At 44.8% G+C, this 14235-nt stretch carries 9 protein-coding genes and 2 pseudogenes; 1 reads left to right on the top strand and 10 read right to left on the bottom strand.

The window, feature by feature from the left end; genetic code table 11:
* The 5 genes and pseudogenes from Q1V74_RS08020 to Q1V74_RS08000 form a co-directional block, all read right to left on the bottom strand.
* Nucleotides 1–2403: restriction endonuclease-like protein (locus tag Q1V74_RS08020; RefSeq protein WP_300647947.1), on the bottom strand; the 2403-nt coding region annotated here is incomplete at its 3' end.
* An 82-nt stretch (nt 2404–2485) separates the two neighbouring features.
* A complete protein-coding gene (locus Q1V74_RS08015) occupies nt 2486–4420 on the bottom strand; it encodes a hypothetical protein (protein ID WP_300647945.1) in 1935 nt (644 codons plus the stop codon).
* Nucleotides 4410–5540 carry a DNA cytosine methyltransferase gene (locus Q1V74_RS08010; RefSeq protein ID WP_300647943.1) on the bottom strand — a complete coding sequence of 377 codons (1131 nt, stop codon included), beginning with the start codon at nt 5538–5540 and terminating at the stop codon, nt 4410–4412. The genes Q1V74_RS08015 and Q1V74_RS08010 overlap by 11 nt, the downstream gene beginning before the upstream one ends.
* Before the next feature lie 2 nt (nt 5541–5542).
* On the bottom strand, nt 5543–5872 hold the full coding sequence (locus Q1V74_RS08005) for a helix-turn-helix domain-containing protein (protein ID WP_300647941.1): 330 nt from the start codon (nt 5870–5872) through the stop codon (nt 5543–5545).
* Nucleotides 5873–6436: 564 nt separating this feature from the next.
* Nucleotides 6437–7689: pseudogene (locus Q1V74_RS08000) on the bottom strand (DUF927 domain-containing protein); the annotation flags it as partial.
* A gap of 72 nt (nt 7690–7761) precedes the next feature.
* Here Q1V74_RS08000 and Q1V74_RS07995 point away from each other — a divergent pair.
* Nucleotides 7762–8891: pseudogene (locus tag Q1V74_RS07995) on the top strand (IS3 family transposase).
* 122 nt (nt 8892–9013) lie between these two features.
* On the opposite strand, the gene Q1V74_RS07990 reads toward Q1V74_RS07995, so the two are convergent.
* The 5 genes from Q1V74_RS07990 to Q1V74_RS07970 all read right to left on the bottom strand — a co-directional run.
* Nucleotides 9014–9814 (bottom strand): hypothetical protein, encoded by an 801-nt coding sequence (locus Q1V74_RS07990; protein ID WP_300647938.1) that lies wholly within the window; start codon nt 9812–9814, stop codon nt 9014–9016.
* A 64-nt stretch (nt 9815–9878) separates the two neighbouring features.
* Nucleotides 9879–10850 carry a hypothetical protein gene (locus Q1V74_RS07985; RefSeq protein WP_300647935.1) on the bottom strand — a complete coding sequence of 324 codons (972 nt, stop codon included), beginning with the start codon at nt 10848–10850 and terminating at the stop codon, nt 9879–9881.
* Nucleotides 10851–10935: 85 nt separating this feature from the next.
* Complete coding sequence (locus tag Q1V74_RS07980) at nt 10936–11592, bottom strand: HNH endonuclease (RefSeq protein ID WP_300647932.1); 657 nt, start codon at nt 11590–11592, stop codon at nt 10936–10938.
* Complete coding sequence (locus Q1V74_RS07975; protein WP_300647929.1) at nt 11576–12829, bottom strand: AAA family ATPase; 1254 nt, start codon at nt 12827–12829, stop codon at nt 11576–11578. The genes Q1V74_RS07980 and Q1V74_RS07975 overlap by 17 nt, the downstream gene beginning before the upstream one ends.
* Nucleotides 12830–12978: 149 nt before the next feature.
* The coding region (locus tag Q1V74_RS07970; protein ID WP_366524663.1) for a type ISP restriction/modification enzyme at nt 12979–14235 on the bottom strand (1257 nt) is incomplete at its 5' end.

Below are 14235 nucleotides of genomic sequence, written 5' to 3'. Positions count from 1 at the left end.
CTTACCCGCTTGTTCTTCGGTAATGGCGTAGCGTGGTAACACTGTGACTCGTCTAACTGGCCAGAGCTTGTCAATTTGCTTGGTTGAACTTTGGGTATCAGAAGTAGACGCCAACGCTAAATAACGAATTTCCTCGGCAATGTGCTGCTTAAATTTCTGCAAAAACGTGCTTTGCGGCAGGTGATACCACTGCGCTGTACCTTGCTCAAATTTTTCAAAGTAGCCATTATCACGGCCGCGTTGTCCACCCAATGCCACTGTCATCGTCAAATCAGGGTACAGTACTTGGCGCATACCGTAATAAGGTATGCGTGCAGCGTCTTGTACGTAGAGCTTTTCCGCCATGCCAGCCAAGGGATACATGGCTTCATTGTTTTGCCCTGTTTGTGTATTCGGCGCTGTTCCAATTTGCGCTTGCAAGAACGCTAGCAACCACTGGTGACCGGAATAACTGCTCTTAGTCTGGGTAGGATCAGTTTGACTAGGCTCATCTTGGCTAGGTAACAGGGCAAATGCGCCAATACCCACTTCTTCTATAGCAGCTGCGTAGGGGTTGGGTGTTGTGGCTTGATTAAAAAAGCCTGGGTATAAAGCAAACGCACCAAAAACTGGGCGGCTTTTTTTAGCAGGTTGGCCAGCGTTTCCACTTGATGATTCATGTCCGTGAGGTTCTGATAAACGAATGAGAGCATCACGATAACGGTGCATTTGGTTGATAGCATCGTCTGGTACGTAATCCGTATTTTCAATATCTTCATTGCTATCATCAAAGCGGTTTTTCTCGGTTTTAATGCGGTACTTGGCATCAAACAGCCAAATAAACTGCTTTTCTTCTGATGAGTCTGCTTTCGTTAAATCAGCGCTTTTAGGCAGTGTCACTTCCAACACAATATCCGGCTCTTGGTTAACCAAGTACGAGCGGATTGATTGGCCCTTTTTGGTAAATTTCGGCTCGTGTGCCAGCCGAGCGGTCACACCATCGCTGCGTTTAAAACGAAAGGCTCCAGCAAACCCATCTTTTAGTTGGTACTCAAAAAAGTCATTCTGGGCGAGCTTAGTCGCACCGTTTTCCACCAATTCAAAGCCGAGATCCTGCTCTAAAATCTGTTTCAAACACAAAAAGCACCACACTTCGTAAATCTCAGCCACCGACTTCATTGAAATGCTCGACTGATTGCCAAACACATCTAAATAAAATTTCAGCTCCTGCCAAACACGATACACCGCACTGTAACCAGTTTTTTGCTGTAGCACTAACGACTCACGGCTTAACCCAGTGTATGCACCCACCTCTTTTAAAAAACTCTGACCTAACACTTTTTGTAGCGGCTGCTGCCAACTATGTAGCTCATTTAAAAACGAATCCGACAACCGTTGCCGTTCTGGTGCTTGGTTACTTTGCCTAAGCTTTTGTTCAAATTCCGCTAATTGCCGTTTGCTTTTACTCACCGCCATTTTGATAAAGCGGTTTTCTGGGGTATCCACACTCAGCTTCTTTTTTTCAACCGCATAGCGTTTATCGTGCTGGCCATTGGCAAAGTCTTGCTTGACTTGCTCTGCTAACTTATGCGGCAAGCCGTCTTTTAATTTAGCCGCTTTGATATTAGCAACCGTTGTTTGCAAGCGGCTATGGGGTGCGGCACAAATCACTTTTAAGCCTTGCTCAAAGCGCTCCCTTAACGCGGCAAAATTAGCCAACCACATCAGTGGAAAATGCCCACGTTGCTGGCTGGTCGCTGCGTCTTGCTCGGTTTTCTCTACCAAACTAAAGCGCCAAAGGGGGTAAACTTTGTCGATGGCTTGATACATAGCGGGCAAGTCTTGGTGCAGTGCCATTTTGGTTGGCAGCACTTCAAAGGCAATATGCTGAGTCTGTGTTTTGCCATTGTGCTCAAAGGTAAGTGGCAAACGTAACCAGCCCACATCATTCCCGGTATTAATGATGCCGGTTAAACGTGCGGGCACTACACCCCTTGCGGTTTTTACTTCGGGGGCAAAACGAAACGCCTCATTCACGTTTTGGCTGCGATGGGTTAACCGCGCATGAGTTACTTCACTAAAAAAGACCCACTCAAACTGGTACTGAGTATTCTCAAAAAACAGCGGGGAATTTAATGTCAGCTCAGCGTGTTTCGCTAAGCCATTGGCAACAAGATCGTTTTCGGCTAAATCACTTTCATCTAACCCACTTTGTACCAAACCATCTGCAACTAGCCCTTGCGGTTCAATCGCATTGCTCAGCTGCACTGCTGGCGCAAAGCGCAATTCATAGCTAGGTTGCGCATGATTAGCGCTCTCCCTGTGCGCCATTGTATTCTGATACACACTCAATCGCTGGCTAATATCATTCGCCCAAACCGAAAACTCAAAGTCAGGGGTTTGTAATCGTATTAACTCTGGCATTCCCTACCACTCCCTACGCCTTCGCTGTACGGTTTTTTATGGGTTGCATTCATTGCAAAAAGCATCAAACAACACCAACCCATTAAGGCCAGAAACTGGTGAAGGTAGCACTGTCTAATCGCTCGCTCATCCACTTCAACTTCGCTTTTGAACGGCACGGAATGAACAGTGTTTTTTCCTCATCAGGAACACCATCGGCCACAATTTTCTCACGATACAAGTCAGGGCGTTGACCGTCTTCGTCTGTGTCAGACGCCAACCAAATGGGGGCTAACTGGTCTGCCAACACAGTATTAAGTTCAACCAACAAAGCCTTACCATCTGAGGTAGTCAGTTTATCGGTATCGCCTTCAATACGCGGCAGAACCTTACACATCATAAAGTCATCCCATACGGCTTTTAGGGTAAGTTCGTCTTTGGGCTGGCTGCTAGCTACAGCAAGCAGTAATTCATTCAGTGCACGAAACGCCAACTCAAACGGTGTATTTTTTAGCACCGCATTAACGGCCGATAAAAACGCCACCGTCTTTGCGCCATCAGCATCAAAGGTACTGGCTAAATCCGCTTGTCTGGCGTGTGACCAAATGGGATAACTAAGGCGCTTATTACAGCTAGTTGGGGTGAAAAAGTCGTTATAGTCGTTAGGGAAAAACGCACCAAAATCAAAGCTCAGCGCTCGGTCAATCACTTTGCGCGAAAAGCCATGGGTGGTTTCATCCATATTCACCGTACCCGCAACCAGCATGTTAAACGGAATACCTAAACCATATTGGCAAATGTCTGCCCACAGCTCATCGTATTGCGAACCCTCAAAGCCTAACGTTTCACGCAGCTTTTCTTTATCAGCGACTTCATGAATGGTGGCGGGTTTTAATAGCGCATCACTGCTGTAGGTAAAGCTATCACCTGTCCAACACCATTCGCGGGTTTCCAGCACCGACAAATAATCAGCAAAATACTGCTCAACAGGGGCAAGGTTCATTTCATCCAAACACAGCCAGTAAGGCAGCACCTTATCTAACTCATCACGTTCACCGGCCACGACTAAACGCTCGCCTTGGTCTTCGCTTTCTTGCACTTCAACGGTTAAGCCGCTATCAGCAATGGCACGCCACGCTTTGGCGATAAACTGCAATACATCAGTGGTGATGTATTCGGCAGCGCCATTTAAGCGCGAGATATAGCCAAGCAAATCGCTAGGCTCATGCCAGTCGGGGCGCACCGAGGTTAAACAATAGGTTTCTGTAAACTGCCCCGAGGTTTTTGCTTGCTCACGCACAAAACGAGTTTTACCTGTACCTGAGATACCTGCGAGAAGGAGGAAAGGCTTATTAATTGCACTGTATTGGCCACGATCAATTCCACTATTGATAGCTTTCTTAAACAATTTTTTTAAAATCTTACGATCCCACTGCTTCCATCGTTGCTTCGAGCCGTTGCCTATCTTTAAAATTGCACCTGTACGCTCCATAAGTTGCAACATTAAGGTCAATCGTCTTTTAGCAGTTGATGGAATCACCTCATTTGGTAAGTCACTAAATACAAGTTGATCATTGTTTTCTGAGCGGAAACTTCTAACAACACCCCAATATACTTCATCAAGAGTTAGTGACTTATCCGTCTTAAGAAAAGCACAGCTTAGCTCTACAAATGGAAAATCAGTTCCTTCTTGGTATCTTGATAAGAACTTTATCCAAAACTCTAACTCTGAAACACTCCCTTTTAATAACTCTTGCCCCATTTCAGTAACCTTAAAAGTCGATTCGAAACTAGCAACGTTTGGTATTGTCCATGGTTTAGAAAAATCTCTAAAGTATGGCCTGAACGAATCACCTTCAAATGATCGCCAAGTTAGTTCTGGGATCTCCCTTTCTAATTCAACATATATTGGCGAGTCAGCGTCATAAATTGACTCGCCTTCATGTCGACTTATTATCCTTAAAGCACTAAGCCATATATCAGCTGCCCACGCCCCCTCTGCACCATCATCTATCTTTGTCCAATGCTCATATCTCATTTATATTTTCCTTAAATAAATATTCCAAGGACAATTTTTCAATTATGTTTGCAAGCTTTTCTTTAGGCTCACCGAAAATTGAACTGGCGATTTCTCTTCCAATCATCGCAGACAGCAGAGGAGGTACTGCATTACCAACCTGTCTTATCGAGTGGCGAGATGTACCTGAGAACTCCCACCAATCTGGGAAAGTCTGCATCCTAGCAGATTCTCTCGGAGTAACTTCCCTAGGCTCATAAGGATGAACGTGCCCTTTACCACCACCCTTATCAGACCCGACGATAATGGTAAAGCTAGGTCTATTTGGATCAAGTTTATTAATTCTAGTTTTAGGGTCTCGCTCCCCAAATTTAAGTGAGGCATAACGTTCAATAATCCTATCACTATGCTTTCTGCCTACATGGTTAGCTAGAACTTCTCCCATAGGAGGAATATTCCTTAAGCCATCAGCAACGGTACGATATGGCATTAAAGAATCTTTGTTTTCCGATTTAGACCCTCCACATATTGGAGGGATTTCTTTAATTGATTTACCTTCTCTACTACCTATAATAAACACACGATCTCTAAATTGCGGCACACCATAATCAGCCGCGTTCAATCTAAAAATCGAAAGTGTGTAATTTAAACCATTTTTTGGTTTACTTAATTTTTCACAAAGATCTTCAAAAACACTGCCATTGTCAATAGTTAGCAGACCATAAACATTCTCAAAGAAAAAAGCTTTTGGCTCCAGTTCAGAAAGTAAACGTAGATATTCATAAGCTAATAAGCCCCTTGGATCTTCCTTTCCTTTACGCTTTCCAAACACACTAAAAGCTTGGCAGGGCGGCCCACCGGCCAGAAGGTCAAGTTCGCCAACTACTAGACCTACCTGTTCTAAAATAAAATTAGAACTAAGCTCCTTAATATCTTTCTGAATAATAATTGCATCTTCTAAGATATTTTTATTTAAACTTTCACATCTTTCTTTATTGCTCTTTAAAGTGATACAGCTATGCTCATCTATATCTGTTGCAAAAATGGTGTGAAAGCCTGCAGCTTCCAAACCCAGATCGAGTCCACCTCCACCAGTAAATAGAGATACAACTTTTATGGGTTTCATGGCTTTTTTCTTCATATTTAGAGTTTACCTAATACTACAAGCCAATTATAGGCTAATACTTTAACTTGAACTGAGTTCCCATTAGGGATCATTTCTACAATACTATGCTTTTCCATAGTTTTTAGCGTACGACTTACATTGCTTAAAGCTCTTCCTGAAATAGACGCGATTTCTGTCAATGATTGCGGCTGTTGCTCGGCAATTACTTTTAACAACTGCTGATTTTCTTTTGACAGCACATTAGCCACTGATTTCAGCGAATCGAACCAGATGTCAACGGGGTAATCGGGGTCGGGCATTTGCCCTTTAATGCCAATCACGCAGCGCGATTTTTTGAGGTTTTCCATATTTCTCTACTAACAAAAATTGAAGATGAAACCTAAGAATAGAAATACGCGATCAAGTCTTTAACGTCATCGGATCTAAAAATATCGTTTTTGAATGTGTCGCTATAAATTTCGGGATTTTCATCATCCCCTTCGTTGATGGCGCAGCTTATGGCATATCTTGGTAAGTCATCACTCTCTCGATACTCAACATTTTGGTGCTCAACCCAAAGCAGATAGTACTCACCATCCTGACGAAAGTAGAACGACGCGCGAGCATAGTTTGGCTATGTATTGTTAACCAGCGTTACTGGTATATCGTGAGAATCAAACCCAAATTTAAGCTCTTCCATTACACGGCCCTTGGTAACTGTGCATTTTTACATACCCGACATCTTATCATCTACTGATTAGATCACAAGATTATTTTCCATCATTCAGTGCAATGGCGATCACCAATCACTGCAAGTACACAATCAGTACACTAGCGGTATTGTCTGCCTTAGCTTTTAATCCTCGCCCAGCCCTTAGGTTGACTGGCGGTACACTGCAAGGCGACAAGCCTACACAGGATTCATCGCCTTTTTAGTCATCCAAGATGCTGCCTTTAACACAGTACATGCGTGGGCGGGTGTTGTCGGGCAGACTGACTTTGCGCTGTGGCCGATTACCATCAGGGATTAGGTAGCCTGCGGCCATCAGTGCTTTGGCGGCGCGCTCTGGGCTGAGTCCTTCGGTGGCTTCACGCCAACCGGTTGGATAAAACAGGTAGAGGGTTTGTGGGCCGCTGGTGTCTATCCAACCTGCTCGTTGGCGTACTTGGCTGCTGTAACCGGATTGTTTAAGCGTAAAGCGGCTTTCGCCATGTTGCTCAATAAAGCTTCGTACTTGGCTTGGCGGATGGCTTGTTGGTCTTCATTGGCGGCCACACCACCGCGGGCAAGTATCCATTGGTTTAGCTGGCTTAAACAGGCGGCTTCGACACTTTGAGCTGGCCAATCAAGTACTTTGGCTTGAATGGCTAACAGGCCAGCGCTGGCCAGTAAGGCAAATTTTTCGGCGACTCGGCGCACTTGTCCGTCAGCCTCGGTTGGCAAACTAGCTAAAAAGTGTTGGCGTACATTTTGGAAAACGGGTCGCACCTGCGCGCTGTGCTGCGTTAAATACCGCAACCAATCCAAGGCCAAGCTGCCGTAATGTTGGCGGCTTTGCTGTTTTAGGTGATCGGCCAAATCGGCGGCGTTCATGCCATGGCTATGGTTAAACACGCCCATTTGCGCTCCGGCATCGGCACTAAGATCAATCACGCGCACTTGCTGCCCTGCTTTTACACGCTTGCCGATACTGGCAAGATGGCTTTCGAGCGTCACTTCACCAGTGGATAAAAACACCAAGCGCCAACGGGCGGGTAAGCGCATTTTACCGTATTTGCCTGCGCGGGTTTTACCTTGGCCATTGGCGAGCATATAAGCGACATCGCCTGCTTCTTTTGGGTCAACTTCGCCCATTTCATCGAGCGCCAATAAGGCATCGTTATGGGCTAACGCAGTGCCTTCTAAACCGTTGGCCGTGGCACGCCAACTGTGACGCAGCTGATTAGGTTCGCCCCACACCGATAATGCCGGATACAACGCCGCGGTCTTACCGGTACTGCTGGCACCGTAGAGGTGTAAACCAAAACCATCCACCCCACACAAGTACAACAAAGGCGCGGCCAGCGCAGCGCAGACACCAATGATTAATAGCGGATTATCCAGACAATAACGGCCAACGTGCTGCCGCCAACTGTCGCTACTACCTTGTTGAATAAAGCCTTCTATCGGGTGCATGGTTTGTAACGTAGACTTACCCTAAAAAGGCACAAGCTAAACATAGAGATTTCTGCCATTATTCTTTATATGGAGGAAATCATGAAACGATCTAAATTTACCGAAGCCCAAATCGTTAGCATTTTAAAACTCGCTGAACAAGGAGCCAAAGTAACCGACCTTTGCCGGGAACATGGAATTAGCAGCGCAACGTATTATCAATGGAAGAGCAAGTACGGCGGCTTAGAGGCGTCTGACTTAAAACGATTACGCGATATTGAAGCGGAGAATGCAAAGCTTAAGAAAATGTACGCTGAATTGGCTTTGGAAAACGCAGCGATCAAGGATTTACTGGGAAAGCTTTAACGCCGGAGCGACGACGAGAGGCGACCCAACACTTGGTTCAGCAGGGTTCGCTTTCCATTGCTAAGGCATGTCGTTTGACACGCTTGTCTCGTCGCAGTTGGTACCGGCCTGACCCAAGTCAACGTCGTCTTGAACGGGATCAGCCCGTTATTGATGCGCTCAATGCGATTATCCAAGAGCCAACCCGATCCCGTTGGGGTTTTTGGAAATGTTTTTATCGCTTGCGCCTCGATGGAAAACCGTGGAATTTTAAACGTGTCTGGCGTATCTATTGTGCGATGAATTTGAATCAAAAACGTCGTACAAAGAAGCGATTACCCGAACGAGAGCCGGCTCCTTTAGAGGTCCCCGCTGAATCCAATTATAGTTGGTCCTTTGATTTTATGAGTGACGCACTTTATAACGGTACGCGTTTCCGAGTACTCAATATCATTGACGAAGGGGTCAGGGAAGCCTTGGATATCGTGATTGATACCTCCTTGCCCGCGGCCAGAGTGGTGAGAGCCTTAGAGCAGCTTAAAGCAGAAAGAGGGATTCCTAAAATGATTCGTGTAGACAATGGCAGTGAAATGACCTCTTTCGCCTTTACGCAGTGGTGCGAAGAAAATAACATCACGATTTGTTATATTGAGCCCGGCAAGCCAAACCAAAATGCGTATATTGAGCGCTTTAATAAAAGCTACCGCACGGAAGTCTGGAACCCGCATCTTTTCAACTCATTAGCTCAGGTACGTGAATTGAGCTGGGCATGGATGATGAGTTATAACGAAGAACGCCCTCATGAGTCATTGGGCAATTTACCGCCTAGTGAATTTAAACGACGCTTAACTACAGCAGAAGTCTCTAGTTATGAGCTGTGCGCTTGACGGTAAGTCTACGAATTCTTCTCGGGCGGATTGAAAAACTGCCATGACGAGCCTAACGTTTGGTTAAGGGGTCGGCTTTAGCCGGTCCCGCAGTGAACGAAGCGAACGACTTGAACCAATTGTTATGTTTTTACGATAATTTCTTTCGTGAAGTAAACAATAAAGCTAAGAAGTGAAAAGCATTTTAGAGAGTTTATCTCTGTACCATAATCTAAATGTTTCCGATGGCCATGCAATATTCCATTGCGGTTTGGAGCTTTGCTTTTGGCTTGTACGCTGCTTTTAGATATGCTTGCGTTGTGGTGATTTTTAAGCTTGAACGGCTCAAGAAATATGTCGGTAAACATGTTTGCTTCAATTTCACCGGATTCTATTAATTCTTTAATCTTTTCCTCTGTGTCGTTACCCGTGAAAAGGAAGCTTTTAAACGACTCACAGCAAATTCCATCTGCTTGGGCTAGGAAAAGTGGTATAGCGGCAATATAGTTTCCTGACTTGTGCAGGCTAAAGGCAGTTTCGAGAATGTGCGCTCGATTGGGGCAAAGCTCTATTATTTTTTGTGTGATTTCTTCCCAGTTAGAGTTGAGGTGCATGATCATCAACTCGTCCACAGATTGCGGCTCTGCTTCTGGGGTGTAGAAAAAGGTAAACCAGTTTGGATACCAGCCACTTTCGGCCATTACCGCGACATCTGTCTTTCTTGCTTTTTGCCAGCGCTGAGCGGCCTCTGCAACCTTGGCCATTGTAGTCGCAACCTGCTCAAAAAAAGGCTGGCTTGCGCTTAATGCCCGAGATACTGGATCTAGGATTTCATTAATTTTCTGAATATATGGGGGTAAAACCCTATTCAGGCGCTCATTTATTTCCCGTACTGGAGCGGTGACTCGCTTAATGTTTCTAAGGATTTTATCGAGATCATTCATGGTTTAATTTACATAACGTTGCCATAAGCCGCGCGAGGTACGAGCGTCGGGTTTGATGGCTTTGTTATACCTTTTCTCGATAATCGTCATCTATTTCTTTTGCTATCTGTTCGAAATGATTATGCTGCTCACGAACATAAAAGTGATAAATCCTAGCGTCAGCATCAGACATACTTGAATCATCGCCTTTTAAATAGCTTTCTAATTTATTCAATGCATGATTGTATTCATCAAGGTCATACTTGATGTACTCATTGAGATCTCCTCTTTCTGATAGGGAAGACTCAAATCTCTGATATGTTTCCTGAATAGAATTTAGCATTGATAAAGCAAAAACAACATTGCTGCCGTGAGGTGAATGAATTCCCTCTGCTACTTTGCTGAAGGTATAACTCATTGACGAATGAAACATATCAACCAGCAAATTGTCTTTGTATTTTTCTCTATGCACACGATCGGCCTCTTTAAGCTTTTCATCCAATAGTTTATAGCTTGCTTCAATATCTTTTAGTTGGTCATGAATTAGTGAGTAAAGATCAACATCAACAAACTCATTGCTTCCCTGGTCGTAGCTTCGCATCAATGTAAAGCCTGCCTTGGATAGCGTAATTCTTGAAATGTAGTTGTAGTACGTTGAACCTTTGGTTTTGTTTTTTGTTGGATGGCCAATTGAAGCATTACGCAAAGACCGAATTTCCTTTAGGCGATCAGTTAATTCAAAATTTATTCCAAATGCCTCAGACAAGTGGTTCATTGCGTCTTGTTGAATAAAGAGCGATTGCAAAAGGCCATAAGTAAAAATGTATTTCAGGCCAACGCTGGCGGGGTATTCTTCATCTAAATAATCCTGCTGTGAATACAGCGTATCCCCTATGGTATCTAACGAGCTACATATTTGATTCCAATTATCTGAGTCACTCAGGAGGTCATTCTGATAGCGCGTGGTATTAACATATTTCCGGACAGATTCTTCAAGATCACCTATCCGATTCATCATTTCATTAATGCTATCAGTCATTCCATTGTTTTCTGGCAACTCTCTTCACTCCTTAGAGGTATAACGCCCGCAGCACGGGCAAAATTGTAGCGCAGCGGAAATTTTGTCCCTGCGATTGTTATCTCTAAGCTGCTTCAAGGTCGACGATTTTTACCATCGAATTAGTAACAAATGAATACGCTTTATCAACACCTAGCTCCTTAAGCAATTCTTTCAATATCAGCTTTTTAAGAGTCAAATTTTGCTCTTTCTCATAGCTATCCATAAGCTGACGAATAGCTTCAATTCTCTCAAGTCGCTGTTCAATCAACTCAACTCTGTTCAAATCCAGAAGCTTTTCTGTCAGCTGCCCCCTTGCTGCACCAGGTCTACCATAAATATACGGCCCTGCTGCAAAGAGGTACTCGCTGGGCTGATCGACATAAGGATTTAAGAGTGGCAAAAATGGGTCAAATTCATCACTTTTGTTCATATTACATTTCGGGCAGGCTAACCCCAAATTATCCCAGTCAAAAGTCAGCTCTGGGTATTTTTCTTTAGCTTTTGGCCTTATGTGTTCAATATGTTCGTAAGACACATGGCCAACTTTACTCTCACAATACATACACTTAGAGTTAGTTTCTTTTTTAAGTGCCTCCTTTATTTCTGGGTGGTTATACTTGCTTCCTAATGCGGGTGGAACTTTCTCATTGCGATGAATATATCCAAGAAGATCATCTACCCATACATCCGAATTATCATGGAGTATTTTTGGCTTCTCCCCTTTATTTATTTTTATCATGCAACCCCTCCACAACAAGGGAGACCGCCTTCGGCATGAACTCTTCCAAGCCTTTTCCTTCAAGCTCCTGCCGCATTCGTTCAAACAAGCCTTCATCAACCCCCTGCTCAGAATATTTATTAACCACTTCTGAAAGTTCAGATTCAACCCATACCGGGACCGTTACCGGAACACCGAGAACTTCTCTCAAAACCTTTGTTGCGCTTCCACTTTTATCAATCATATCCAGTTTTCGAGAATAAACACGATTGGAGTCGTTGTATGCTAAAGCATAAACCTGTGATCTCTTTGAAGATCCAATTATAAATGGACTATGTGTAGCCACTATAAATTGAGCGTTCGGGAATGCTTTAATCAAGTTTGGTATCAATTCTCTTTGCATTGATGGGTGTAGATGGTTCTCAGGTTCATCAATTGTAATAACATAGCGTTCTTTTTTCTGAGAAAACATAAAAACTTGCCATGCTAAACCTATAATAGAAGCAACTCCTCCTGACGCAGCATCTATTGAAAAGTCTCCAGAATCCGTGACCAGTACAACCTCAGGAATTCTGACCTCTAGATGTTTAAACCCAAGACTCTTTGGAAGCAAGCTTTTTAAGATTTCTTGAAAACCCTCAAAGAGTTCAGCGTACTCTTGGTTAGCCACAACATGGTTGTTTCCATACCCAAAAGTTGCAAGGCCTATCAGGGACTGCTTCAACAAGTAACTTGGACTAATATTTTTTAAGAAATCAGATGTGTTGCTAAATTTATCGATTATATTTGAGTTATATTCGTTAAAATAATCCTCTTTGCTTTTTGGCTTTGTTGGTATTGACTCAACCTCTTTATAGCTATATACAGGTCGGTGAGAAGGCACATGCATACCTTTCACTGGGACGTTTGAAGAGAAATTCAAGTTGTAACGAGAGCCTGCTTCTTTCGGAATTTGAATAGATACAGGATCGTGGCCGATATAGCATATTGTTCCTACATCAACCCAATCCTTCTTTTCCACATCAGAGCTGAACCAGGATTTCCACATACCTGTGAAGAATTTTATAGCGCCTGTAGATTCCTCTCTTTCGGGGGTTGCAAGCAATGTCGACGTCCAACCAAAGTGTTGATTCAGTATGCCCAGAAGAGTCGTCTTCCCTGCTCCATTAGCGCCGGTAAGAATAGTTATATGCTCATCGATATCAATATCAATAGTTTCAAACTGGCGCCAGTGACTAATTTCTAATTTTTTGAACATTGATGTTTGAATTCCTTACATAGATAACATGTGTTAGACCGCCTTCTACATAACACAGTCATCGTGAAGGCAATTTAACCCGATGAAATTGATTTCACAAGGGTGGTTTCCTCTCGTTTCCCAGGCTTAATGCCTGCCGCCGCTAGCCCCTATGTTTCATTAGGCAATTCTTCTAACTGAATGCCCTGCATAATCTCCGCCGTGCGAGCTAGTATTTTCAGGATGCTTTGATAATGCTTCACCTGTGCAAAAGACAACTGCTGATCTTTGCGGTCTTTGAGCCATTTTTGTGCGGGTTGGTAGCCGCCGATGTAGAACTCCCATACGCCGTCGGGCACTTGGTCGAAGTATTGGGTTTTGTTGATCCAGATTTGGTTGTTTTGCAGTTTGGGTTTGTCGATGCAGTTGTCGCCTTCGCCCAGTAGCGGGTAAGGGGTTTCGCCGATGGCGGCGGGCTGCATCAGGTGCAGTTGGCGTAGCTGGCTGCCTTGTTCGCGCAAGCGCCAAAACTCGTCAGGGCTGGCTGGCCATGGAATGCGCGGGAAGTCGTATTTCAGAAACTCGGCGTAGGCGCTGCGGTAGGCGGGGCAATGCAGCACGGCATAGATGTAGTCGAATATCGCCAGTTCGTCGGGTTCGCCATGCTGCGGGTGTTTTGCCAGCTTTAGCAGTTTGGCGTGCAGTTTGGGATTGAAATTGGCCTGACGCTCAAGCTGTTGCGTCTCGGCACTCATGGCGTAGGTGTAGAGCGGAAACAAAGCGGATTGTGTACTTCTTTCAGCACACTTGGTTTCCATCAAGGTATTAACTGCAAAAAAATGGTCAACAGTTGAAGTCTTATTACTACGTGCCGTTGCGAGCGCCAAGTTTTCCTGCAACATATGCTGCATCACTTCATTACGCGGATAACACAGGAAGCCACGGGAATTGCCGGTATAAAGCGTCCAGCGGGTATCAAAAGGTCGGTAGGCAATGGGCACTATCTTATCCTGCTCCAGATTATTGCGCACATCCTCCTGTGCCCAAGCCACTTGCCAGTCACGCACATCCTTGCCCAGCTTGTATTTCTGCCGGGCGGCTTCCGGCTCTAGCTGGGCAAAATCCTGCACCCGCTGCCAAAGGTTGTTTTTATCGCTGTCGATGGTCAGCGCATCACGGGCAGTGACAATGCCGACCGAGTTAACCGGCATGAACTCATGCACGGCAAAGCCTTGTTGATACCGCTCGTCCAGCCCGGCATTGCGGCGGATAAAAGCAAACTGCGGCTCTTGCGGCTCCAGTTGTTGCCAGTCAAAACCGGCCAGCGTGCTGTCAAACAGCGCATGATATTTGCTGTCACGCCTGCCCCACAAGTCACCATGCAGCACCTTGGCTAGCGGCTTGGCGGGTGCACCTTTGACGCTGGG

Source organism: Paenalcaligenes sp. (assembly GCF_030152715.1).
In the GTDB taxonomy this organism is placed as follows: domain Bacteria; phylum Pseudomonadota; class Gammaproteobacteria; order Burkholderiales; family Burkholderiaceae_B; genus Paenalcaligenes; species Paenalcaligenes hermetiae.
The sequence above is the reverse complement of the archived record's forward strand: the minus strand, read 5'-3'. Positions and strand labels throughout refer to the sequence as shown.